Source organism: Mycobacterium sp. NGS17 (assembly GCF_059813205.1).
Genome location: NZ_JCALED010000004.1, coordinates 206817 through 229864 on the forward strand (window position 1 = coordinate 206817; position 23048 = coordinate 229864).

At 69.1% G+C, this 23048-nt stretch carries 22 protein-coding genes; 5 read left to right on the forward strand and 17 right to left on the reverse strand.

What is annotated here, in order from left to right; all coding sequences use genetic code 11:
- Positions 1–9 precede the first annotated feature (9 nt).
- Entirely contained in the window at positions 10–549 is a 540-nt protein-coding gene (locus AC5Y7E_RS10990) for a GNAT family N-acetyltransferase (protein WP_499919673.1), read from the forward strand.
- Here AC5Y7E_RS10990 and AC5Y7E_RS10995 read toward each other — a convergent pair whose 3' ends face one another.
- The 6 genes from AC5Y7E_RS10995 to AC5Y7E_RS11020 are packed head-to-tail and all read right to left on the reverse strand — an operon-like array spanning position 550 to position 7272.
- The gene (locus AC5Y7E_RS10995) at positions 550–3252 is read right to left on the reverse strand and encodes a fumarate reductase/succinate dehydrogenase flavoprotein subunit (RefSeq protein ID WP_499948917.1); all 2703 of its coding nucleotides are present in this window, start codon (positions 3250–3252) and stop codon (positions 550–552) included. It abuts the gene before it with no gap.
- A complete protein-coding gene (locus AC5Y7E_RS11000; RefSeq protein WP_499948919.1) occupies positions 3249–4001 on the reverse strand; it encodes an ABC transporter ATP-binding protein in 753 nt (250 codons plus the stop codon). Before AC5Y7E_RS11000 ends, AC5Y7E_RS10995 begins: the two co-directional genes overlap by 4 nt.
- Positions 3998–4873 (reverse strand): ABC transporter permease, encoded by an 876-nt coding sequence (locus AC5Y7E_RS11005; RefSeq protein ID WP_499948921.1) that lies wholly within the window; start codon positions 4871–4873, stop codon positions 3998–4000. The genes AC5Y7E_RS11000 and AC5Y7E_RS11005 overlap by 4 nt, the downstream gene beginning before the upstream one ends.
- Positions 4870–6258 carry an ABC transporter substrate-binding protein gene (locus AC5Y7E_RS11010; RefSeq protein WP_499948922.1) on the reverse strand — a complete coding sequence of 463 codons (1389 nt, stop codon included), beginning with the start codon at positions 6256–6258 and terminating at the stop codon, positions 4870–4872. Before AC5Y7E_RS11010 ends, AC5Y7E_RS11005 begins: the two co-directional genes overlap by 4 nt.
- Positions 6259–6283: 25 nt before the next feature.
- On the reverse strand, positions 6284–6514 hold the full coding sequence (locus AC5Y7E_RS11015; RefSeq protein WP_064885673.1) for a 4Fe-4S dicluster domain-containing protein: 231 nt from the start codon (positions 6512–6514) through the stop codon (positions 6284–6286).
- On the reverse strand, positions 6511–7272 hold the full coding sequence (locus AC5Y7E_RS11020) for a GntR family transcriptional regulator (RefSeq protein WP_499919661.1): 762 nt from the start codon (positions 7270–7272) through the stop codon (positions 6511–6513). Before AC5Y7E_RS11020 ends, AC5Y7E_RS11015 begins: the two co-directional genes overlap by 4 nt.
- Before the next feature lie 187 nt (positions 7273–7459).
- On the opposite strand from AC5Y7E_RS11020, the gene AC5Y7E_RS11025 reads away from it, so the two are divergent.
- Positions 7460–8302 (forward strand): COG4705 family protein, encoded by an 843-nt coding sequence (locus tag AC5Y7E_RS11025; RefSeq protein WP_499919657.1) that lies wholly within the window; start codon positions 7460–7462, stop codon positions 8300–8302.
- 33 nt (positions 8303–8335) lie between these two features.
- Positions 8336–9004, forward strand: a complete 669-nt coding sequence (locus AC5Y7E_RS11030; RefSeq protein ID WP_499919653.1) for a response regulator transcription factor — start codon at positions 8336–8338, stop codon at positions 9002–9004.
- On the opposite strand, the gene AC5Y7E_RS11035 is transcribed toward AC5Y7E_RS11030, so the two are convergent.
- From AC5Y7E_RS11035 to AC5Y7E_RS11060, 6 genes are all read right to left on the reverse strand, one after another.
- Positions 8986–10398, reverse strand: a complete 1413-nt coding sequence (locus AC5Y7E_RS11035; protein WP_499919837.1) for an ATP-binding protein — start codon at positions 10396–10398, stop codon at positions 8986–8988. The genes AC5Y7E_RS11030 and AC5Y7E_RS11035 overlap by 19 nt on opposite strands.
- A 392-nt stretch (positions 10399–10790) precedes the next feature.
- Complete coding sequence (locus AC5Y7E_RS11040) at positions 10791–13643, reverse strand: aminotransferase class I/II-fold pyridoxal phosphate-dependent enzyme (protein WP_499919647.1); 2853 nt, start codon at positions 13641–13643, stop codon at positions 10791–10793.
- 92 nt (positions 13644–13735) lie between these two features.
- Positions 13736–14134: an antitermination protein NusB gene (locus tag AC5Y7E_RS11045; protein WP_499948923.1), complete on the reverse strand. Its 399-nt coding sequence runs from the start codon at positions 14132–14134 to the stop codon at positions 13736–13738.
- Positions 14131–14634, reverse strand: coding sequence for a transcription antitermination factor NusB (gene nusB, locus AC5Y7E_RS11050; RefSeq protein ID WP_499919644.1), 504 nt, complete (start codon positions 14632–14634; stop codon positions 14131–14133). The genes AC5Y7E_RS11045 and nusB overlap by 4 nt, the downstream gene beginning before the upstream one ends.
- A complete protein-coding gene (gene efp / locus AC5Y7E_RS11055) occupies positions 14631–15194 on the reverse strand; it encodes an elongation factor P (RefSeq protein WP_007171952.1) in 564 nt (187 codons plus the stop codon). Before efp ends, nusB begins: the two co-directional genes overlap by 4 nt.
- Before the next feature lie 133 nt (positions 15195–15327).
- Complete coding sequence (locus AC5Y7E_RS11060; protein WP_499948925.1) at positions 15328–16437, reverse strand: M24 family metallopeptidase; 1110 nt, start codon at positions 16435–16437, stop codon at positions 15328–15330.
- A gap of 33 nt (positions 16438–16470) precedes the next feature.
- Between AC5Y7E_RS11060 and AC5Y7E_RS11065 the strand changes: the two genes are divergently transcribed.
- Positions 16471–17187 (forward strand): B-4DMT family transporter, encoded by a 717-nt coding sequence (locus AC5Y7E_RS11065; protein ID WP_499948926.1) that lies wholly within the window; start codon positions 16471–16473, stop codon positions 17185–17187.
- Here the strand turns inward: AC5Y7E_RS11065 and aroQ are convergent.
- Genes aroQ through AC5Y7E_RS11090 form a run of 5 tightly spaced genes read right to left on the reverse strand, consistent with a single transcriptional unit; the run spans position 17184 to position 21759 of the window.
- Entirely contained in the window at positions 17184–17630 is a 447-nt protein-coding gene (gene aroQ / locus AC5Y7E_RS11070; protein WP_499919638.1) for a type II 3-dehydroquinate dehydratase, read from the reverse strand. The two genes, AC5Y7E_RS11065 and aroQ, sit on opposite strands and share 4 nt — an antisense overlap.
- Complete coding sequence (gene aroB / locus AC5Y7E_RS11075; protein ID WP_499948928.1) at positions 17627–18721, reverse strand: 3-dehydroquinate synthase; 1095 nt, start codon at positions 18719–18721, stop codon at positions 17627–17629. Before aroB ends, aroQ begins: the two co-directional genes overlap by 4 nt.
- 48 nt (positions 18722–18769) lie before the next feature.
- A complete protein-coding gene (locus AC5Y7E_RS11080) occupies positions 18770–19294 on the reverse strand; it encodes a shikimate kinase (RefSeq protein ID WP_499948930.1) in 525 nt (174 codons plus the stop codon).
- Positions 19294–20499 (reverse strand): chorismate synthase, encoded by a 1206-nt coding sequence (gene aroC / locus AC5Y7E_RS11085; protein ID WP_499948932.1) that lies wholly within the window; start codon positions 20497–20499, stop codon positions 19294–19296. Before aroC ends, AC5Y7E_RS11080 begins: the two co-directional genes overlap by 1 nt.
- A gap of 51 nt (positions 20500–20550) precedes the next feature.
- Complete coding sequence (locus tag AC5Y7E_RS11090) at positions 20551–21759, reverse strand: acyl-CoA dehydrogenase family protein (protein ID WP_499948934.1); 1209 nt, start codon at positions 21757–21759, stop codon at positions 20551–20553.
- Between the two features lie 211 nt (positions 21760–21970).
- Here AC5Y7E_RS11090 and AC5Y7E_RS11095 point away from each other — a divergent pair, with 211 nt between their 5' ends.
- Positions 21971–23044 carry an LLM class flavin-dependent oxidoreductase gene (locus AC5Y7E_RS11095; protein ID WP_499948936.1) on the forward strand — a complete coding sequence of 358 codons (1074 nt, stop codon included), beginning with the start codon at positions 21971–21973 and terminating at the stop codon, positions 23042–23044.
- The last annotated feature ends 4 nt before the right edge of the window (positions 23045–23048 follow it).

Here is a 23048-nt window from a genome sequence, read left to right on the forward strand (position 1 = left end):
CACATTCCGATGCCCGGATACCCACCCGACCGCATCAGCGGTCCGCGACTGCTGCTCCGCCCGCCCGCGCTCGACGACGCCGGGGCGCTGTTCCAGCGAGTCGCCCGCGATCCGCAGGTCACCAAGTACCTGCTGTGGGCGCCGCATCCCGACGTCGCCGCGACGCGGCGCGTGATCACCGAAAAACTCAACGCCAGCGCGGACGAGAAGACCTGGGTCATCGAGTCGCGGCACCGTGGCGAGGTGATCGGGCTGGCCAGCTGTCGGCGCACCGCGCCGCACTCGGTCGAAGTCGGCTACTGCCTGGGCCGACGCTGGTGGGGCAAGGGATTGATGTCCGAGGCGCTCGGCATGCTGCTCACCGCGCTCGACGCCGATCGCGAGATGTATCGCGTCTGGGCCACCTGCAGCGTGGACAACGAACGCTCGGCGCGACTGCTCGAGCACGCCGGCTTCTTCCTGGAGGGGCGGCTGGCCCGGCACGCGGTCTACCCCACGATGGGGCCAGAGCCCCAGGACAGCCTGCTCTACGCCAAGATTCTGCGTTGATCAGGCTTTCTCCGCCGAGCCCTCCTCGTCGAGCGCCCGGCGGGCGTAGGCGCGCACGTCGGCGTCGCCGTCCTTGAGCGCAAGCCCCAAGGCGTCCCGAGCGGCGGGCTCACCGGCCCACCGGGTCAGGGACAGCACCCCGGCCTTGCGCACGTCCAGATGGGCGTCACCCAGCGCCTCGGACAGCTGCGCAATTGCGAAGTCGGCAGGCGCGCCGGCCAGCGCGCGCGCCGCGCCCTCGCGCACCTGCCAGGCCGGCGACCGCAACGCCTGCTTGATCGCGACGTAATCGTCTGCGCTGCAACCTAATTGGCCCAGCGCGGTCAGCGCGGCGGCGCGAACCAGTGGGTCGGAGTCGGCAACGAGCCGGCGCACCGCATCGACACCATTGCGCAGGGTCGCGAGCCCGGCGGCCGCCGCGATGCGCACTTCCCGGTTCTCGTCGCCCGCGGCGGTGACGACACCGTCCACGTCGTCGACGGACACCAGCGCCCGCACCGCCTCGATGCGGACCCGATGATCGACGTCGCCCAGGGCGCGACGGTATTGCACGGCGTCACCGGCCCGGCGCGCGGCCAGCACGTACAACGACGCCGCGCGCACCAGCCGATCGACCGAGTCCAGGTACTCCCGAACGCTTTCCGGCTCCGGCAGCACCTCGACCAGCTCGCGGATGCCCTCGGCGCTCGTGAGGCGGACGGCGGCGTCGTCGTCGTTCAGCGCGGCCACCAGCGCCGGCGCGTAACCGTCGGGAATGTGCTCGGTCAGCGTCGAGACCGCGGTGCGGCGCACCCCCGGATCCGCGTCGGCGAGGTAGGGCCGCAGGGTGGCCATCGTGGGCTCCTCGAGCGCCAGGACCTCGGCGATACGCGGTGACGGCGGTTCGAACACCGTTGCGGCCGCGTCGATTCGGGACACCGTGGTGGCCGGCGCTTGGCCGCCGACCAATGGCGGCTGCTCCACGGGATACACGGTCTGGTCGGTGGGCGGCAGGCCGTCGAGCTCCGGGACCGGCACGAAATACGGTGCCACCGGCCGCTTGAGGAACACCATCTCGCCGTCGGCGTCCTTGCGCAGATTGAGGTGATAGCCCCATTGGTGGTCGTCGCGGCCGGGCAGGTCGGCGCGATCGTGATAGAGGCCCCACCGTGATTCGGTGCGGGTGTGCGACGAACGGGCGGCCATCTCGGCACAGTCGCGGATGAACGACACCTCCACCGCGCGCATCAGCTCGTGCGGATTGCGGGCGCCCATCTCGGCGATCTCCACGCGCATCCGCTCGAACGTGCGGATGGCCAGCGACAGCTTGGCCCCGGTCTTGGGCGGCGCGACGTAGTCGTTGACGAAGCGGCGCAGCTTGTATTCGACCTGGGGCTGCGGCGGGCCGTCCGGATGCCGCAACGGCCGGTAGATCAGCTCGTGCGCCTCGCGCACCTGTTCTGCCGGAAGTTGTTGCGGTGCAGCGGTATCGGCCAGCGTCGAGGCGGCGTGCGTGCCGGCCAGGTCGCCGAACACGAATGCCCCGATCATGTAGTTGTGCGGCACGCACGCCATGTCACCGGCGGCGTACAGCCCGGGCACCGTGGTGCGGGCGTGCTCGTCGACCCACACACCCGACGCGGAATGCCCGCTGCACAACCCGATTTCGGAGATGTGCATCTCGATGTCGTGGGTGCGGTAGTCGTGGCCGCGGTTGGCGTGGAAGGTGCCCCGGGTCGGCCGCTCGGTGGTGTGCAGGATGTTCTCCAGCGCGGTCAGCGTCTCGTCGGGCAGGTGCGACACCTTGAGGTAGATGGGCCCGCGCGCCGAATCGATCTCGGTCTTGACCTCGGCCATCATCTGCCCCGACCAGTAGTCGGAGTCGACGAACCGCTCGCCGAGCGCGTTGACCTGATAGCCGCCAAAGGGATTGGCGACGTACGCACACGCCGGGCCATTGTAGTCCTTGATCAGCGGGTTGACCTGGAAGCACTCGATGCCCGACAGTTCCGCACCCGCGTGGTAGGCCATCGAGTAGCCGTCGCCGGCGTTGGTGGGGTTCTCGTAGGTGCCGTACAGGTAGCCCGACGCGGGCAGGCCGAGCCGGCCGCAGGCGCCGGTGGCCAGGATCACCGCCTTGGCGCCGACCGTGACGAATTCACCGGTGCGCGTGTTCAGGGCCGCCGCGCCGACCGCCCGCCCGCCGTCGGTCAGCACCCGGACGGGCATCAGCCGGTTCTCGATCTGGATCTTCTCGCGCATCGACCGTTGCCGCAGCACCCGATACAGCGCCTTTTTGACGTCCTTGCCCTCGGGCATCGGCAGCACGTAGGAGCCCGAGCGGTGCACCCGGCGCACGGCGTATTCGCCGTGCTCGTTCTTCTCGAACTTCACGCCGTAGCGTTCCAGCCGCTGCACCATCGCAAACCCGCGGGTGGCGGTCTGATACACGGTGCGCTGGTTGACGATTCCGTCGTTGGCGCGGGTGATCTCGGCGACGTAGTGCTCGGGTTCGGCCTTGCCGGGGATCACCGCGTTGTTCACGCCGTCCATGCCCATCGCCAGCGCACCGGAGTGGCGCACGTGGGCCTTTTCCAGCAGCAGCACCTGCGCTCCGTTCTCGGCGGCCGACAGCGCCGCCATGGTGCCCGCGGTGCCACCGCCGATGACCAGGACGTCACAGTCGAGCCGGACCGGGGTCGCCGGGTCGGGAATCTGCATCATGCCGCCTCCGCCGAGTGATTCAGTGCCGCAATGACTTCGGCGCGCAACGCCGCGCGCTGCCGCTCGACGCGCGGCTCCGGAACGTCGATCAGGGCGCGCAGCGGCTGACCGGCCCTGCCCAGCACGGCGATGCGATCGCCGAGCAGCAGCGCCTCCTCGACGTCGTGGGTGACGAAGACGATCGTCGTCGGATGGGCACGCCAGGTGTCGATCAGCAGCCGCTGCATGGCGGTACGGGTCTGGGTGTCCAGGGCGCCGAACGGCTCGTCCATCATCACCGCGCGCGGCGCGCCGGCCAGCCCGCGGGCCAGCTGGACGCGCTGGCGCATGCCGCCCGACAGGCTCTTCGGCAGGTAGTCGCCGAAGCCGGTGAGGCCGAGCTCGGCGATCCAGCGGTCCGCCTCGGCGCGCCGCCCGGCGCGGGAGACGCCGCGCAGCCGCAGGGCCAGCTCGATGTTGGAGCGCACGGTGCGCCAGGGCAGTAACGCGTTGTCCTGGAACACCATGCCCCGATCCCCCGACGTGGTGGTCACCTCGTCGCCGTCGGCGACGATCCGGCCCTCGTCGGGCCGCAGCAGCCCCGCCAGGGCGCGGAGCACCGTCGACTTGCCGCAGCCCGAGGGGCCGGTGAGCACCAGGATCTCTCCGGGGCGCACCGTCAGGCTCAGCCGGTCGATCACCGGTTCGCCGGTGTAGGACAAGCGAACTCGATCCAGTTCGAGACTCACTCCAGCCTTTTTTAAAGTCATTGCCGGCCTTCCTCCTCCGCTCGCGGCAGCCAGCCGGTCACCCGGCGGCCCACGACCTCCACGGCCGCCGCGGTCGCGAAACCCAGCACGCCGATGGTGATGATCCCGACGAACACCTGCGGATACGCCAGCACGGTGTAGTCCTGCCAGGTGCGGTAACCGATCCCGAGCCGGCCCGAGATCATCTCCGCGGAGATCACGCAGATCCACGCCACGCCCATGCCGACCGAAAGGCCGCCGAACACTCCGGGCAGGATGCCCGGCAACACCACCTGCTTCAGCACATCCCACCGGCCGCCGCCGAGGGTGCGCACCGAGTCCTCCCACAGCGTGGGCAACGCCCGCACCGCGTGCCGGGTACTGACCAGGATCGGGAAGTAGGCCGCCAGGAAGGTGATGAACACGATGCCGGCCTCGTCGGTGGGGAACAGCAGGATCGCCACCGGCACCATCGCGATGGCCGGCACGGGCCTGACCAACTCCGTCAGCGGGCCGAAGGTGTTGGCGAACAAGCGCGAACGGCCCAGCAGCACGCCCGTCGCTACCCCGACCACGGCGGCCAGTCCGAAGCCGGTGAGAATCCGGATCAGCGACTGCGCCAGGTCAAGCCAGTACTCGGACGTTCCGAGCCGGCGTCCCAGCGCGTGCACGATCTCGGTGACGGTGGGCAGCGTGTCGAAGCGCAGCAGCAACCGCACCTTGCCGGCGGTGAGCGCCTGCCACAGCCCGATCGCGGCGGCGACCGAGGCGAGCCGCAGCAGCCGCCACTGCCACGGTGAGCCGGCACGTCGCGGGGTGGCCGTCGCCGGGACCGGGTCGACGACTTGCGCCGATACCGGGGCTGCCGGGTCGCCGGTGAGATAGGCGGTCATACCGAACCTCCAAGGGCCTGCTGGTAATTCACGATGGCGCCGCCCGGGTGTGCGGCGAGATAGCGATGCGCGCCGGCCGGCGTCCCGAACGGCAGGTAGTTCTGGCCGTCTTGCACCCAGACCGCCTTGTCGGCGAACCATCGGGTGCCCAGCTCGGCGTCGGGAACGTAGGCGGCACGGACTTTGGTGCCGTGGGCGGTCGCCTCGCGCACCGCGCGAAGCAGACTCGTCGGGTTGGCGACCGTCTGGGTGGCATTCGAACCGTCCAGCCACAGTTCGCTGGCCAGGGCGGGATCCCCGCGCAGCGCGGACGGGTTGGCGGTGACGGCCCGGGCCGCGTCGTAGTTCAGGCCGCGCGCGCGGAACACGGTGCGCAACGGCGCGTCCTGGACGAAGCCGGACACGTCGAGGTCGGCGAAGTCGCCGATCGACTTCAGGTACGGCACATCGTTTTTCAGCGCCTCGACCAGTGACGGTTTGAGCGTGGTGTCGAATGACGTACCGCCGGGACCGTTGTAGAGGTACACCACTTCCTGCGGCAGGCCGCTGCCCTGGGCGACGATGCGGGCGGCTTCCAGTGGCTTGTCGTTGAGGAAGTCGGTGGCGTCCAGTTGCGCCTGCAGGAAGGCGCCCAGCACCTCCGGGTGAGACGCCGCGTACGAGCGCCGCACCACCACCCCGTGCAGGGTGGGCAGGTTCAGCTCGGCGCCGTCGTACAGCAGTTTGGCCTTGCCCTGAAAGACGAGCAGGCCCGGCCAGGCGACGAACTGCGAAAGGCCCTGCACCTGGCCGGATTCCAGCGCGGAGGCGCCCACCTGCGGTTGCTGGTTGAGCACTTCCACGCCTTTGATCCCGGCCCTGTCCAGCGCCCGCATCAAGGTGCCGTGACCGGCCGACCCCACACTCGCCGAGACCTTGGCGCCGGCCAGGTCGCTCAGCGTGGCCGCCGACGAACCGGGCGCTACCACCACCATGTTCAGCGCGCCCTTGGGGTTGTAGCCGGTGATGGAGACGATCTCGGTTTTCGCCAGCGGGTTGGCCTGCGTCTTGGAGCCGTTGATCAGCATGGGATAGTCGCCCATCGAGCCGATGTCGATCTTCTCGGCGAGCATCTGCGCGGTGATCGGGGCGCCGGTGTCGTAATCCTGCCATCGCACCGCGTATTTGGTGCCGGTGCGGGTGGTGATGTCGGCGAGCCGGCGCTCCAGGTAGCCCTGCGCGCGAAGCAGCGTGCCCGCGGTGACGGTGTTGATGGTCTTGGACTGATAGCCCACCACCACGTTGACCACGCCGGAGGACTGCGACAGGGATTCCAGTGAGCAACCGGAGGTGAGCGCGGCGATCGCGAACACCGCCGACGCCAGCCGGATGGCGCGTCGTTTCATGAAAGATCCTGGGGTCGGCGGCTTTTCAGCGAAGGAGATAGGGCATGTTGACGGTGACGGCGCCGGTGGGACAGCGGGCCGCGCAGGGACCGCAGTACCAGCACTCGTCGACGTGCATGAAGGCCTTGCCGGTGTCGGGGTTGATGGCCAGCGCATCGAGCGGGCAGACCTCCACGCACAGCGTGCAGCCGTCGATACACAGCGACTCGTCGATGGTGACCGGCACGTCGGCGCGGTTGTTGTTGATCAGCGTCATGGGTTGCTCCTCATCGGCTCGGCTCTGAAAAGATTGCCCCGCATGGTGATTCGATCGCCCCGCATCCGGATGTACTCCAGGTCCACGGGGGTGCCGTCGGCGAGGCTGGTGAGCCGCTCCAGCATCAGCAGCGCCGCACCGTCGGGCACCTGCAGCGTGGCCGCCGAATGCGCGTCGGCGGGAATGGCCTCGAGCGCCAGCGCCGCCGAGCCCAGCCGTTGCCCGCTCACCTCCTCGATGAGCGCGAACAGATCGTTCGTCTCCAGCGGGTGGTTCAGCACCTCGCGGCCCAGTTCTGGGGCGAGGTAGGTGAGGTCCAGGCTGAGCGGCAGGTCACCCAGGTAACGCAGCCGCTCGACGAACACCGCCTGCTCGCCCGGCCGAAGTCCCAGCCGGCGGGCCACCGACGGCGGCGCGGTGACCGGCATCGCGGCGCGCACCTCATTGCGGACCTCGCCGAGATCCTTGAACGTCTCCTTCAGGCCCAGCAGCGCGTCGAGCCCGTGATCGTACTTGCGCTGCGCGACGTGCGTGCCGACCTTCGGTCCGCGATCGATCAGCCCCTCGTGCTTGAGGACGGCCAGCGCCTCGCGAATGGTGTTGCGCGACACCGAGAACTCGGCGGCCAGGTCTAGTTCCGCGGGCAGGCCCTGCGGGTAGGCGTCGGAGTGGATCTGCTGGCGCAGCACATCGGCGACCCGGCGGGCGCGGTCGGCCCTGGGTCCGCCAAGAGGTAATGGTTGCGCCACGGGGGCCACGCTAATGCAGCTCAGGGCCGCTTTTCGGGTCGCCGATGAGGGCCCGCCCCGGTGGCGGGGCGCATTGCGCCGGGGCGCCTTCGGGCGCGACCAGCCAAAACCGTCAACCGCCGCGCTATTGCGCCACCTGCGAGAACCCGCCGTCTTTGCGATCCTGATGAGCAGAACCTGAAGGAAGATGGCTTGCATGACTGACGTTTCGAAACACGCGCTGACCAAGGTGCCGGCGGTCACGCTGGGCTTTTGGGTCATCAAGGTCTTGGCGACGACGCTGGGGGAGACCGGCGGCGACACCGTCACGATGACGCTGAATTGGGGCTACGCCGCCGGGGTCGCGATTTTCGGCGTGGCGCTGGTGGCGCTGGTCGCGGCGCAGATACTCGCCAAGCGATTTCACGCCGTCCTCTACTGGGCGACGATCGTGGCCTCGACGACGTTCGGCACCGTGCTGGCCGATTTCGCGGACCGGTCGCTGGGCATCGGCTACACGGGCGGGTCGCTGCTGCTGCTCGCGTGCCTGGTGGCGACGCTGTGCCTCTGGCGATGGTCGCAGGGCACCGTATCGGTCAGCACCGTCTCGACGCCCAAAGTCGAGGCCTTCTACTGGGCGACCATCACGTTCTCGCAGACGCTGGGCACCGCGCTCGGCGATTGGCTGGCGGACACCCGCGATTTCGGGTACGAACGCGGCGCGCTGGTCTTCGCGGCCGGCCTGGCCGTGGTCGCGGCCCTGTACTTCTGGACGTCCATCTCGCGCGTCACCTTGTTCTGGGTGGCGTTCATCCTCACCAGGCCGCTGGGGGCGACGGTGGGCGACTTCATCGACAAGCCCGTCGCCGACGGCGGCCTGGCGTGGAGCCGCCCGTGGGCCTCGGCGGCGCTCGCGGCGCTCATCGCGGTGTTGCTCGTCGTCATCCCGCAGCGTCCCGGTCGCCATCCCGGTGAGCTCAAAGACGATGAGGCAGAAGCCCATCCGGGCACCGACGTCGAGCAGCCAGACCAAATGCGCATCGACCGGCCGCCCGAATGAGGGTGCGCCCGACACTCGACGTAGCTTTGACACATGCGAGTCCTGCTCGTTGAGGATGAACCGCGGCTGTCCGCCACCGTGGCCAGGGGGCTCAAGGCGGAGGGGTTCGTCGTCGTTGCCGTCGGCAACGGCGTCGACGGCCTGCGGGAGGCCACCGAAAACGGGTTTGACGTAGTCGTTCTCGACATCATGCTGCCCGGGCTCAGCGGTTATGAGGTCCTGCGCCGGATGCGGTCGCACAACGTGTGGACACCGGTGCTCATGCTGACCGCCAAGGACGGTGAGTACGACGAAACCGACGCCTTCGACCTCGGGGCGGATGACTATCTGACGAAGCCGTTCTCATTCCGCGTGCTGGTGGCGCGGCTGCGGGCGCTGGTTCGTCGCGGTGCACCGGCGCGGCCGGTGGTCATGAAAGCGGGGACGCTGACCCTGGATCCCGCCCGGCACACGGTCGAGCGGGGCTCGACCCCCATCGCGCTGACTCCGCGCGAATACGGGGTGCTCGAGTTCCTGATGCGCAACAAGGACGTGGTGGTGACCAAAGCCGAGATATTGCAGAACGTCTGGGACGCGCATCACCACGGCCCCGACAACGTGGTCGAGGTCTACGTGGGATATCTGCGTCGCAAGATCGATGTTCCTTTCGGTACCAACACCATCGAGACGATCCGGGGCGTCGGTTACCGACTGGTGTGCTGAGACACGGGCAGCGTCACAATCATTGTTGTTCCGCCGCAGGGCGGGTCGTCGATGGTGACCACGCCGTTGTGGGCGGCGACGATCTCGGCGACGATCGCCAGGCCCAGCCCGGCCCCTCCCCCGCTACGCGCTCGATCGGAATCCAGGCGCACGAAACGTTCGAACACCCGGCGCCGATCGGCTGGGGCGATCCCGGGCCCGTCATCGCTGACGGTGAGGGTCACCGTTGCGCCTTGGCCGCCGACTTCGATGGCGGCACACGAATCCGCATGACGGACAGCGTTTTCGATGAGGTTGCGGATCATCCGCGACATGGCGACCGGGTCGGCTTCCAGGCGCACCGGATGGATATCGGTGTGGATCACGCATTGCGTGTCACGCCGCGCGCGGTCGACTTCGGCCTGCGCCAGGTCGTCGAGCGCCACCTGCTCTTTGCGCCGGAGCAGCGTCTGCTCGTCGGCGCGGGCCAGCAGCAGCAGATCTTCGATCAGGGTATGCATGCGCCGCGCCTCGGGCAGCAAGGTGTTGACCGTCAATTCGGCGTCGAGTAGATCGGGGTGTGCCTCGGCCACTTCCAGCCCGGAGATGATGGTGGTCAGCGGGCTGCGCAGTTCGTGTGAGGCGTCGCCGACAAAGCGCTGCTGCGCACGGTGACCCGCCTCCAGGCGCGAGAGCATCTCGTTCATCGTGACTGCCAGGGCCGCGACTTCGTCGTGGCTGTCCGGCACCGGTACCCGCTCGGCCAGATCGGACGTCGAGATGTCGGCCACCCTGGTCCGGATGGCGTCCACCGACTGCAGCGACCGTCGCACCAGCCAGTAGGTTGCAGCCGCCGCCACCCCGACGATCACCGGTGCGCTGCAGGCCAACAGGATCGCCAGCGTCCGCGCGGTCGCCTCGACCGCCTCGCTGCCTCCCCCCACCAGCACGGTGTACACACCGGATCGGGTTGCGACCTTTTGGCCGCTGACCCGCATGTCGTCACCGGCGACCGCGTCGTCGGGCAGGCCGCGACGCAGGTTGAAGTCGAACTGATTCGCCGGGACCAGCGGTGTTTTCGGCGCCGAGCCGGACCGCTTCACCACATTGCCATCCGGACCGACCAATTGGGTTGCGACCACCCGCTGGTCGGTGTGCAGCAACGCGTTGTCGAGGTCGTCGACCGAACCGGACTGCAGCGCCTTGGTGATGTCGCGGACCCGCTCGGCGGCGGCGTAGTCGACGCCCGCCAACAGCTTGCGGTACAAGACCGCGTCCAAGCCGGCGCCTGCCACGCTGAGCGCACACAGTACGACGATCGCCGACACGGCCGCCGACCGGGCCGAAATGCCCAGGTGCGCCAGGTGCCACGAACGCGCTCGCCCGCTTCGCCGGGACGGCCAGGCACCGGATATCCGCACGTCGTTAATTCTGCAGTCCCGCCGCCCGGGGCGAAAACGTCGAGTTCAGCGCGTTCTCAGCGGCCTCTCAGCGGCCGCGTCCTACGCTGACGTGGTCATGCCTGGTATTGCACGCCCTGTGCGTCGTAACGATCGTGTGATCGCCCGACTACTGGTCGGCGCGGCGGTAGTGGTCTGCTGCGGCGCCCTGGGCGCCGCCCCGGCCGGTGCCGACCCCAGCCCCTTCAACACCCTCAGTTCGAGCTGCAACCAGACCGCTGCTGGGGGCAGGGACGCGCTCCTGCAGGGGATTCGGCGAGGTATCGCCGACTGGTCGATGGGCGCAACGCACACCTCTGCCCGCACCACGTGCGGCGCGAGCCCGGCACCGACGACCGGTTGATCGCTCAGCTGTCCGCGACCGACGGCATGGCGGGGACACCGTTGGCGCGTGCCCCGTTGGTTGCCGACGCGTCGGCGGGCAGCTCGAACGCAGCGGTCACCGAACCCACCGCCGCCATCGCCGCGTTGCGTTGTGCCTCCATGCGCGCCAGCGCCGTCTCGGTGAAGACCGACAACCCGAGATCCGGGTTGTATCCGTGGATTTCCTTGACGTCGAGCTGGGCCAGGAAGTAGACGATCTCCTTGGATACCACCTGCCCAGGGACCAGCACCGGGAAGCCCGGCGGGTAGGGCACCACGAACGTGGTCGACACCAGGGTCTTGCCCTCGGCGAGCCGTCTGCCCGCGCTGCCGATCTGCACGTACTCGCGGTCCGACTCTTCGTATCCGGCGTAGAACGCCGACCGCATGTCGCCGAATTTGCACTCATCGACCGGCCGGAACGCCACGTCGAACTCGCTGAAGTCGGGCAGATGCGGCAGATCCTCGGTGATCTCCTCGACATGACGCTCCTGCAACGCCCGGTCGGCGACGCTGGCCGCCTTCACGATGCGATCCAAATCGATTGCCACCCTGCGTAATACGTCGAGCAGGTAGTGCACGCTCGACCAGGTGACACCGATCGTGAAGATGAGCAGCACGCTGTTGATCGAGGTCTTGTTGATCTGGATGCCGAATCGTTCCATCAGCACCTTTTCGCGGAAGTCGAATCCGGTCATTCCGGTGTTGCCGATGAACAGCGTGACCCGCGTCGGGTCCAGCACGAACTGATCGGAGCGCCAGGCCTCGTTCCACTCGGCCAGGGCGCCCTGCCTGATCGACGCGGTCGAGCTGACCGTGGAGGCACGAAACTCCTCGGGCACCAGGTCGGACTCGTCGAGGATGCTGAACCACTTGCTGATCAACCGGTCTTTGCGCACCCGGTGGCGGAAGACCAACGCCATGTCGTAGACCTGGCGGACCAGCTGGAAGCCCTCCATGTCGACCTGCCGGCGCGCCAGGTCCAGCGAGGCGAGCAGTTGCTGGTTCGGTGAGGTCGAGGTGTGGGTCAGGAAGGCCTCACCGAAGGCGTCGCGGGCCCGGGAGTTGAAGTCCTGGTCGCGGACATGAACCATCGAAGCCTGCCGAAACGCAGACAGGGACTTGTGGGTGGAGTGCGTCGCGTACACGCGGACCCGCGCGCGACCGGGGTCGGGAAGCAGCCGCCGCTCAACCCACTCCGACCGGTCCACCCCTTCCATCGACGTACGCCAATCCCTATATTCCGCAACGTATTCCGGCGATGCCAGCATCTGCTCGAGACGCTCGGCGGCTATCATCGCGGTTCGCTGCCGGGCCCACGGCACGGCCGTGGCGAACGCGTACCACGCCTCGTCCCAGAGGAAACAGATGTCGGGCTTGATCGCCAGCACTTCCAGCATGACCTGCATGGGGTTGTAGACGACACCGTCGAAGGTGCAGTTGGTCAGCAGCAGCATCCGGACCCGGTGCAGCTGACCGGCCGCCTCCAGGTCCAGCAGCGTCTGCTTGACGGTGCGCAGCGACACCGCGCCGTAGATCGCGAACTGCGGCAGCGGATACGCGTCCAGATACAGCGGATAGGCGCCGGCCAGCACCAGCCCGTAGTGGTGGGACTTGTGGCAGTTGCGGTCGATCAGCACGATGTCACCGGGTCGCGTCAGCGACTGCACCACGATCTTGTTGGCGGTCGATGTGCCGTTGGTGACGAAATAGGTGTGGTCGGCGTTCCACGTCTTCGCGGCCTTGTCCATCGCCTTTTTGATGTTGCCGTGCGGGTCCAGCAGCGAGTCGAGTCCACCGGAGGTGGTGGAGGTTTCGGCCATGAAGATGTTGCGGCCGTAGAACTCCCCCATGTCCTGCAGCGACCTGGAGTTGAAGATGCTGGCGCCGCGCGCGACGGGCAGGGCGTGGAATTGGCCGACCGGCGCCGCGGCATACGCCCGCAATGCATCGAAAAACGGTGTGGCGTAACGGTTTCGCAGTCCCGCGAGCACCGTGCTGTGCAGGTCGGTGACGTCGTTGAGCCGGTAGAACGTCCGGTCGTAGACGTCGGGCTCGGCGTCGTCGCCGGCCGCGATCGACTCGTCGGTCAGCAGATACAGGTCGATGTGGGGCCGCAGCTCCCTGATCCACTCGCCGCACTCCACCCAATCGTTGGCGCGGTCCGGAATGACGCCTTCCGCATCCTCGTTGGGCCCGAGCAATGTGTTCATCAAGGGCAACCGGTCGCGGGACCGAAGCGGCAGGTCGTCGCGGATGATCGCGGCCTGAATCTCGCCGTTCAGCGCGACCGCGGTGATGGCGTCCTCGACGCTCGGCACCACCAGGATTTCGAACTGCACGTCGTCGGACGGGCTGCGCAGCGCGCGCAAGCACTCGGCCAGGCTGTCCGGCGCCGTGCTCGGGGCGTCGTCGGCGAGCAGCACGGTGTAGAAGTGCTGCTGCATGGCCTGAGCGACCAGCTCCTGATCGTCCAGCGGCGCCGAAGTGTCGAAAAGCCCTGCGCGGTCGCCGTATTCACTGAGCAATCGCACGGCCAGGGAAACCTCTTCGGTGAGCCGCACGGTGGACAGGCTCTCCAGGTGAGCTCGGAAGACCGCCAGGTTGGCCGCACCGGGGTACAGCCAGTACCGCTCGTAGGCGGCGATGCGGTCCATCAGACGTTTGACCCGCGCCACGTCGTGGGCTTTGTCCAGCCCGGCGAGGTCCACCTCGGCGAGGTGACGGCAGGCGTCGTCGAGCAGGTTCCAGGTGTCCACCCTGGCGTACGACGGGTTGGCCACGGCCGCCAGTGCGGACACTCGAAGTCGTCGCGGCTGGGTGCTGTATCGAATCATGACCTCACCTGTTCTTCGTTCGCCGCCGCTGACGTGCCGCTCGTATTGTCAACCCGCCGCGTCACGCCCGTGGTCATTTCACCGCAGCTCGATCAATCCGCCCCGTCGTCGCTTTCCACGTCACCCTCTATTAAGCGCCGCCGCCCCCGGGCGCCGTCCGCCCACCGCAGCATCGGCAGCTCCCAGCGCCGGGCCGGCAGCTCGGTGACATCGGTGAGGGACCTGACCACGGCCTGCGTCAGTCCCATGATCGCGGCCATCACCGGCAGCAGCGGCTGCAGCGGCTTGGCCGCCGAGCGCACCGTGCTGATGCGGCGGGCGACGACCACCCGTTCGACGCAGTGGTACAGCCAGGCGCCCACGCCGAGCGCGTAGATCGAGAGCACCGAGGCGACGATGGTCAGGCCGTAAGCGGCGCAGATCACCGCACCCATGACCACCGTCGCGGCCAGGACGGCCGCCACGAGCAGGCGCAGCTCCAACCGGGTCATGGCTGCGGCCCGTGCTCCTCCGCTGTCATGTCGGAACCCACCGCGCCCCGAACCGCCCGGGCGGCGGCCCTGATCTGCGGCGTCACCAGCATGACCTGGCCCAGGACGCCGTTGACGAAGCCCGGCGAGTCGTCGGTGGACAGCTCCTTGGCCAGCTGGACGGCCTCGTCGACGGCGACCGGCTCCGGCACGTCGTCGGCATACAGCAACTCCCAGACCGCGACTCGCAGGATGGCGCGGTCCACGGCGGGCAGCCGGTCCAGCGTCCAGCCCTGCAGATGCGAGCTGATCAGGTCGTCGATGTGCGCGGCGTGTTCGCCGACGCCCCGGGCCGCCACGGCGGTGTACGGCTGCAGGGGCGCGATTTCGGGGTTCGTTTCGGCCAGCCCGGTGCGGACGTCGACGACCTCCGCCGGGCTCAGCCCACGGGCCTCAGCTTCGAACAACAGGTCGACGGCACGTTTACGGGCCTGATGGCGTCCCCGGACGGGTCTGCTCACGCGTTGACGCGCCCCAGGTAGCTGCCGTCGCGCGTGTCGACCTTCAGCTTGTCTCCGGTGTTGATGAACAGCGGCACCTGGATCTCGGCCCCGGTCTCCACGGTGGCGGGCTTGGTCCCGGCGCTGGACCGGTCGCCCTGCAGGCCCGGCTCCGTGTGCGTGACCTCCATCTCGACCGACACGGGCAGCTCGATGTACAACGGCGCCCCGTTGTGGAACGCCACCTGCACCGGCAGGCCCTCGAGCAGGAAACGGGCCGCGTCGCCGACCAAGGACTCGGGCAGCGGGTGCTGCTCGTAGTCCTGGCTGTCCATGAACACGAAGTCCGACCCGTCGCGGTAGAGGTAGGTGGTGTCGCGCCGGTCGACGGTAGCGGTCTCCACCTTCACGCCGGCGTTGTACGTCTTGTCGACGACCTTCCCGGAGAGCACGTTCTTCAGCTTGGTCCGCACGAAGGCGGGGCCCTTGCCGGGTTTGACGTGCTGGAACTCGACGATCTGCCACAGCTGGCCGTCGATCACCAGCACGAGTCCGTTCTTGAAATCGGCAGTGCTTGCCACGGTTCGGTATATCTCCTCGGACTTTGGACAGCCGTCTGCGGAACTGTCTGTGACTTGTCGATCAGTTTAGAGCGCGTGGCGGCGGCGCCTGCCGGGCCGGGGTCGGGCGGTGACGCGCGAAACCCTGTACGGGCTACGCCAAGACGGTCAGCTCTTTGGGGAACTTGGTCAGCAATTCGGGCGACTTGCCGTGAGCCTCGTCGGGCACCACGAGGGTGTCCTCGATGCGCACGCCGCCGCGGCCGGGCAGGTAGACGCCGGGTTCCACGGTCACCACCGATTCGGCCAGCAACGTGCCGGTCGACGTGGCGCCGATGCCGGGCGCTTCGTGAATCTCCAGGCCCACGCCGTGGCCGAGGCTGTGGCTGAACTGCTCGCCATAGCCGGCGTCGGCGATCACCTGGCGGGCCGCGCCGTCCACCTCGCGCAGGCCGGCGCCGGCGCGCAGCGCCTCCCGGCCGGCCCGCTGCGAATCCGCGACCAGCTGGTAGATCTCCAGCTGCCAGTCGGCGGCCTTGCCGAGCACGAAGGTGCGGGTCATATCGGAGTGGTAGCCGCCCACCAGCGCGCCGAAGTCGATCTTGACGAAATCGCCGCCGGCCAGCACCGCGTCGGTGGGGCGGTGATGCGGGATCGCCGAATTCGGCCCGGCGGCCACGATGGTCTCGAACGAGATCGCGTCCGCGCCGTGGTCCAGCATCAGCGCCTCCAGCTCGCGGCTGACCGCGCGTTCGGTCCGGCCGGGCCGCAGGCCGCCACGCGCCACCAGATCCGTCAGTGCCGCGTCGGCCGCCTCGCAGGCCAGCCGCAGCAGCGCGACCTCGCCGGCGTCTTTGACCTCGCGCAGCGCTTCGACGGTCCCGGCCGCCTTGACCAACTCGGTGGCCGACTTCCGCTCGTCCAGCTCGCGGGTCAGGGCGTCGAATCCGTCGACGGTCACCACATTGCTTTCGAAGCCCAGCTTCCGCGCGCCCGCCTTCGCGGCCTGTGCGGCCAGGTAGCGTCCCAGCACCCGTTCGATCGCGACCTCGAGGTCCGGTGCCTGCTCGGCGGCCTGGGTCCGGTACCGCCCATCGGTGGCCAGCACGGGGCCGCGATCGTCGGCGAACACCAGCAACGCGCCGTTGGATCCGGTAAAACCGGAGAGATAACGGACGTTCACCAGGTCCGTGACCAGCAGCGCATCCAATCCGCTGGCCTCGAGTCGCGCTCTGAGCCTTTCCCGACGCTGTGAATGTGTCACGGGTCTTGACGGTACTCGCTACGCTTTTGGGCCATGAGTAACTGGATGCTGCGCGGATTGGTCTACGCCGCGGCGATGGTCGTGGTCCGATTGTTCCAGGGTGCGCTGATCAACGCGTGGCAGACGCAGGCGACGCTGTTCAGCGTGGCGCTGCTGCTCGTGTTCATCATCGGCGTGGTCATCTGGGGGATTCGCGACGGCCGGGCCGACGCCATCGCCAACCCCGACCCCGATCGCCGCGGCGACCTGGCGATGACCTGGCTGCTGGCCGGCCTGGTGGCCGGCGTGCTCAGCGGAGCCGTCACCTGGCTGATCGCCACCTTCTACAGCGGCCTGTACACCGGGGGGCTGCTCAACGAGTTGACGACGTTCGCGGCCTTCACCGCGCTGATTGTCTTCGTGCCCGGGATCATCGGCGTGACCATCGGGCGCTGGCGGGTTGACCGCAATCCCCCGGCGCGCCGGCCCGGCGCTGACGAGGACCGAGCCGACACCGACGTGTTCTCCGCGGTGCGCGCCGACGACGCGCCCACCGGCGAGATTCCCGCGCAGGGCTCCGATGCCCACACCGAAGCGCGCACCGCATCGGTCGCCACGGCCGAGCGCGACGCGCCCACCGACAAGGTGTCCACCACCGAATCGCCGACCGAAACGATCCCCAAGGCCGTAGACGACCCGAAGACCGAGGTGATCCGCACCCGCGGCGGCGACGAGCACACCAGGCCCGGCACCGAACACGACAAGGGCTAGCTGTCGGCGCCGGGCTTCCCGGCCAGATAGCGCAGGGCGAGCAGATAGCCCTGCACCCCCAGCCCGACGATCACGCCGGTCGCGACGGGGCTGAGGTAGGAGTGTCGCCGAAATTCCTCGCGCGCATGGACATTGGAGATGTGCACCTCGATCAGGGGGGCGCTCAACTCCGCGCACGCGTCGCGCAGCGCCACCGAGGTGTGGGTGAGCCCGCCGGCGTTGAGGATCACCGGTTCGGCCGCGTCGGCCGCCGCATGGATCCAGTCCAGCAGTTCCGCTTCGTTATCACTCTGTCGCACAACGGCTTTGAGGCCGAGCGCGTCGGCCTCCCGTTCGATCAGCGCGGCCAGCTGATCGTGCGTCGTGTCGCCGTACACGTCCGGCTCGCGCACGCCCAGCCGGCCCAGGTTCGGGCCGTTGATGACGTTCACCGTCGTGGTCACGAAGCCTCCTCCGCGAGTCCGGCATAGGCCGCCGCCAGCAGCGACGGGTCGGGGCCGGCCATCCGGCCCGGCTTGCCCAGGCCGTCGAGGACCACGAACCGCAGCACCCCGGCCCGCGACTTCTTGTCTCCCGCCATGTATTCCAGCAACTGCGGCAACGCGTCGGCGTCGTAGCTGACCGGCAGGCCGAGCGCGGACAGGATGGTGCGGTGCCGCTGCGCGGTGGCGTCGTCGAGGCGGCCGGCCAGCCGGGCCAGCTCGGCGGCGAAAACCAATCCCACCGACACCGCCGCGCCGTGCCGCCACCGGTAGCGCTCGCGACGCTCGATCGCGTGCCCCAATGTGTGTCCGTAGTTGAGGATTTCGCGCAGCTCCGACTCTTTCTCGTCGGCGGCCACCACCTCCGCCTTGACGGCGATCGCGCGGCGGATCAGCTCCGCCAGCACGTCACCCGCCGGGTCGACCGCGGCCTGCGGATCGGCCTCGATGAGGTCGAGGATCACCGGATCGGCGATGAATCCCGCCTTGACGATTTCGGCCATCCCCGCGACGAGTTCGTTGGCCGGCAACGTCTGCAGCGTCGCCAGGTCGACCAGTACGGCGTGTGGCTGATGGAACGACCCGACCAGGTTCTTACCCGCGTCGGTGTTGATCCCGGTCTTGCCACCGATGGCCGCGTCGACCATGCCGAGCAGCGTGGTCGGCACGTGCACGATGTCGACGCCGCGCAGCCAGGTGGCCGCCGCGAAGCCGGCGACGTCGGTGGCCGCTCCGCCCCCGAGGCTGACCAAAGCGTCTTTGCGTCCAATACCGATGCGGCCCAAGACTTCCCACAAGAAGCCCACCACCGGCAGGTCCTTGCCCTCCTCGGCGTCCGGGATTTCGATGCGGTGCGCGTCAACACCCTTGTCCGCCAACCGGCTTCGGATCACCTCGGCGGTCTCGGTCAGCACCGGTTGATGCACGATGGCCACCTTGTGCCGGCCGACGAGAAGTTCGTCCAACTCGCCCAGCAAGCCGGTGCCGATGATCACCGGGTAGGGCGGGTCGACGGCAACCTCGATGGTGACCGGATCCCCGGGCTCAGTCACGTGCGCCGCTCCTCCTCATCGCTGCGCTCTGCATCGTCGCCGGCGCTGTCATGTGGCGGCCCCGGCGGGGGCCTGCAACCGCGAGACGATGTAGCGGACCACCGCGCCGGGGTTACGCCGGTTGGTGTCGACACGGATGGTCGCCGCTCGCCGGTACAGGGGGCTGCGCTCGGCCAGCAGGGCGCGGTACTTGTCGGCGCGATCCGGTCCGGCCAGCAGCGGGCGCACGGTGTTGCCGCCGGTGCGCCGCACGCCCTCGGTGGCGCTGATCTCCAGATAGATGACGGTGTGGCCGGCGAGCGCGGCACGCACCCCCGGGCTGGTGACCGCGCCGCCCCCGAGCGACACCACGCCGTGGTGGTCGGCCAGCGCCGCACGCACCACGCCCTCCTCGATCCGGCGGAATTCCGGCTCGCCGTCGGTGGCGAAGATGTCGGCGATGCGACGCCCGGTCTGCTGCTCGATGGCCACATCGGTGTCGAGGAAATCGACGCCGAGCGCCTTGGCCAGCCGCCGGCCGATGGTGGACTTGCCCGATCCGGGCAGACCCACCAGGACCGCTTTCGGCGCCACTACGCGGTACCCCGGGCCGCCGGTGATTCCCGCTCCGCGACCGCGCGTCGGTAGGCCTCGACGTTGCGCCGGGTTTCGGCCAGCGAATCGCCGCCGAACTTCTGCAGGGTCGCCCGGGCCAGCACCAGCGCCACCATGGCCTCGACCACGACGCCGGCGGCGGGCACCGCGCACACGTCCGAGCGCTGGTGGATGGCGACGGCCTCGTCGCCGGTCGCCATGTCGACGGTGGCCAGCGCCCGCGGCACCGTGGAGATGGGCTTCATCGCGGCGCGCACCCGCAGCGGCTGGCCGTTGGTCATGCCGCCTTCCAGGCCGCCCGCACGGTTGGTCGAGCGGACCACCCCGTCGGGGCCGGGGTACATCTCGTCGTGGGCCCGGCTGCCGCGGCGGCGCGCCGTCTCGAAACCGTCGCCGATCTCGACGCCCTTGATCGCCTGGATGCCCATGACGGCGGCGGCGAGCTGGCTGTCGAGGCGGTTGTCGCCGCTGGTGAACGAGCCGAGCCCGACGGGCAGGCCCAGCACCACCACCTCGACCACCCCGCCGAGCGTGTCGCCGTCCTTCTTGGCGGCTTCGATCTCGGCGATCATCGCCTCCTCGGCCGCCTTATCGAAGGCGCGCACCGGGCTGGCGTCGATCGCGGACAGGTCGCCCGGGCCCGGCGGCGGGCCCTGGTAGGGCGCCGACGGGCCGATCGCGATCACGTGCGAGAGCACCTCGACGCCGAGCGCCTGACGCAGGAACGAACGCGCGATGGTGGCCGCCGCGACGCGGGCCGCGGTCTCGCGCGCGCTCGCCCGCTCCAGCACCGGCCGGGCGTCCTCGAAGCCGTACTTGAGCATGCCCGCGTAGTCGGCGTGGCCGGGCCGCGGCCGGGTGAGCGGCGCATTGCGCGCGCTGTCCGCCAGCTCCCCCGGGTCGACCGGGTCGGCGGCCATCACGGTCTCCCACTTCGGCCATTCGGTATTGCCGATCTCGACGGCGATCGGCCCGCCCAGTGTGACGCCGTGACGCACCCCGGCCAGCACGCTCACCGCGTCCCGCTCGAAAGCCATCCGGGCGCCGCGGCCGTAACCGAGGCGGCGCCGGGCCAGCTGTTCGGCAATGTCGAGGGAGGTGATCTCCACACCGGCGACCATGCCTTCGAGCACGGCAACCAGCGCGCGGCCATGCGACTCCCCAGCAGTGATCCAACGCAACACGGGTCCCATTGTCCCATGGGCACCTGCGCTGACTTAAATCCGCGCGCTGCGTCAGAAGAAACTGCTCTGGGGCAGGTCCGCGCCGTTGACGGCGATATCGCCGAGCACCCGCGCCTTGTAGACGGTCGGGTTGTGCGAGAACAACGTCCGCAGGTTGCGCCAGTGCCGATCCAGCAACGCCGACGCCTGGACGGCCGACGCGCCGCCGGCGTCGAAGATGCGCGAGGCGGCCCGCAGCGCGGGCTCCTGGATCGTGACCTTGACGCGCGCGGCCGCGATCGACGACCTGGTTTCGAGATCGGGATCGATCCCCGTGCTGCGCGCCGCCTCCAGCGCGGGCGCGAGTTCGGCCGCCGCGCTGCGCACCAAGGCCTGCGCGGCGTAGGCCACCGCGTCGATCTCGCCGACGATCTGCAGCAGCTGCGGATCCGAGCTGGGCTCCTCGACACTGGCGAACGTGTAGGTGCGTCGCCGGCCACGCACCAGCGCCGCGGCGTCTTCGGTCAGCGCCCGCAGGATGCCGGCGGCGATCGCGTGCAGGTAGAGCTGCATCAGTGCGCCCCGGGCGCGGTTCACCCCGATCATGTCGGCCATCGGGAACACTTCGTCGGGCGCAACCGCGACGTCGTTGAATACCGTTGTGCCGCTGCCTGTTTGGCGCTGGCCGATGCCGTCCCAGTCGTCGAGGTGCTCGACACCGGCCCGGTCCACCGGGATCACCACGGCGGTTGGGGCGTTGTCGTCGTCCTGCGCGGTGATGCGCAGGTAATCGGAGAACTGCGCGCCGGTGCTGTAGAACTTCCGGCCGCGCAGCCGCAGCCCGTCCGAGGTCGACACCAACCGGGTGTCACGCTCGTTGCCTCCGATCGACTTCTGGCTTTTTTCGGCGTTGGCGCCGCCGATCAGCCCACCCTCGGCGACCACCGCGATCCACCGGTCGCTGCCCAGCGGCCGCGGCGCGACCTGTAATTCCTCCACCAGCGCGTAGTGAATCCGCAGGATGTGTGCCAGGTCGGGATCGGCCGCGGCGAGCGCGATGAGGTGGTCGAAGAATTGGGCCGCCGAGTAGCCGGCGCCGCCGTGCTCGCGGGCCAACCGCACCGCGCCCCACCGATGGTCGCGGACGAGTTCGAGGCCGCGCAGGGGCGGCTGGGTCCCGCCGCAGGCCAACCGATGACGGTCATCGGCGGCGATTTCGGCGAGCACCCCGTCGATCCCCGCCGGATCCGCCGGCGTGTGGTCGTGGGATTCGACGGGCATGGGTGTCAAAGCCTCTCTGGGCGAATCGATGTCGTACGCGGGACGGCCAGCCCGGAAGGCTGTCAGGAGCGGACGTTACCGCCAACGGTTTGCTGCGTGCTGAATTTTCGCTCACCCGTCGACTTTCATCCGCGGTGATTCCGGCGATGACCATGGGATAAGCCGCGAAGCCGCGCCACGCGATCGCGGTCGTGTGCCACCATGATGGCTGGTGGGGCAATTTCTTTGGTACATACCGAATACCGTCGAGCCGGGCCATCGAGGCGATGACACGGTCGACGGCTGGGGAAGTCTGGACTATTCGGTCGACCTGGCGCTGCGCGCCGAGCAACACGGTTGGGAAGGCGCGCTGATCGGCACCGGCTGGGGGCGACCGGACACGTTCACCGTCGCGACAGCAATCGCCGCGCGCACCAACAACTTCGCCCCGCTGGTGGCGGTCCGCCCCGGGTACTGGCATCCCGCGCATTTCGCCAGCGCGGCGGCGACCCTGGATCGGCTCAACGACGGCCGGCTGTTGATCAACATCGTGAGCGGCGCCGACGACCTGGCCGCGTATGGCGACGCCGAAGTCGACAAAGCGCGCCGCTACGACCGCACCCGCGAATTCATGCGGCTGGTTCGCCGCTTGTGGAGCGAGGACGACGTCACCTTTCGCGGCGAGTTCTTCACCGTCGAACACTCGACGCTGCAGCCGCGCCCGCTCGGAGCGGCCGACGGCCGGTTCCCGAAGCTCTACTTCGGCGGGGCATCGGCGACCGCCGAGCAGGTCGCCGCGACCGACGCCGATGTCCAACTGTTCTGGGGCGAGTCACTGGACGGGATCGCCGAGCGCATCGACCGGCTGAAGTCGTTGTCCGACAAGCTCGGTCGCGAACACGCGCCGCTGGAATTCGGGCTTCGGGTGACCACGCTCGTGCGCGACACGTCCGAGCAGGCCTGGCGCGACGCCGAGGCGAAGGTCGCCAAGCTGGCCGGCACGCCGACCATGCTGCTGCTGCACGACCCGGCCGGGTCCGAGGGGCAGCGGCGGCTCAACGACCTCGCCGGGCGCGGCGAGGTGCTCGATTCCTGCCTGTACACGACGCCGAGCAAGTACGGCGGGGAGGGCGCCGGGACGACCTGGCTGGTCGGCTCGGCCGTCGAAGTCGCGGACGCGCTGCGCAACTACGCCGACCTCGGGGTCAGCCATTTCGTGCTGTCGGACACCCCGTACATGTCGGAGACGGTCAGGCTGGGCGATGAGTTGTTGCCGCTGCTGCGCTCCACCGCCGTGCCGAAGTGAGGGC

Bases quoted from the DNA above. Each gene is read 5' to 3' on its own strand.
- AC5Y7E_RS10990 (WP_499919673.1), top strand. From the start codon at position 10: ATGCCCGGATACCCACCCGACCGCATCAGCGGTCCGCGACTGCTGCTC.
- AC5Y7E_RS10995 (WP_499948917.1), bottom strand. From the start codon at position 3,252: ATGATGCAGATTCCCGACCCGGCGACCCCGGTCCGGCTCGACTGTGAC.
- AC5Y7E_RS11065 (WP_499948926.1), top strand. From the start codon at position 16,471: ATGAGTAACTGGATGCTGCGCGGATTGGTCTACGCCGCGGCGATGGTC.
- AC5Y7E_RS11010 (WP_499948922.1), bottom strand. From the start codon at position 6,258: ATGAAACGACGCGCCATCCGGCTGGCGTCGGCGGTGTTCGCGATCGCC.
- AC5Y7E_RS11015 (WP_064885673.1), bottom strand. From the start codon at position 6,514: ATGACGCTGATCAACAACAACCGCGCCGACGTGCCGGTCACCATCGAC.
- AC5Y7E_RS11045 (WP_499948923.1), bottom strand. From the start codon at position 14,134: ATGACCCGGTTGGAGCTGCGCCTGCTCGTGGCGGCCGTCCTGGCCGCG.
- AC5Y7E_RS11030 (WP_499919653.1), top strand. From the start codon at position 8,336: ATGCGAGTCCTGCTCGTTGAGGATGAACCGCGGCTGTCCGCCACCGTG.
- AC5Y7E_RS11000 (WP_499948919.1), bottom strand. From the start codon at position 4,001: ATGACTTTAAAAAAGGCTGGAGTGAGTCTCGAACTGGATCGAGTTCGC.
- AC5Y7E_RS11040 (WP_499919647.1), bottom strand. From the start codon at position 13,643: ATGATTCGATACAGCACCCAGCCGCGACGACTTCGAGTGTCCGCACTG.
- AC5Y7E_RS11025 (WP_499919657.1), top strand. From the start codon at position 7,460: ATGACTGACGTTTCGAAACACGCGCTGACCAAGGTGCCGGCGGTCACG.
- AC5Y7E_RS11090 (WP_499948934.1), bottom strand. From the start codon at position 21,759: ATGCCCGTCGAATCCCACGACCACACGCCGGCGGATCCGGCGGGGATC.
- AC5Y7E_RS11005 (WP_499948921.1), bottom strand. From the start codon at position 4,873: ATGACCGCCTATCTCACCGGCGACCCGGCAGCCCCGGTATCGGCGCAA.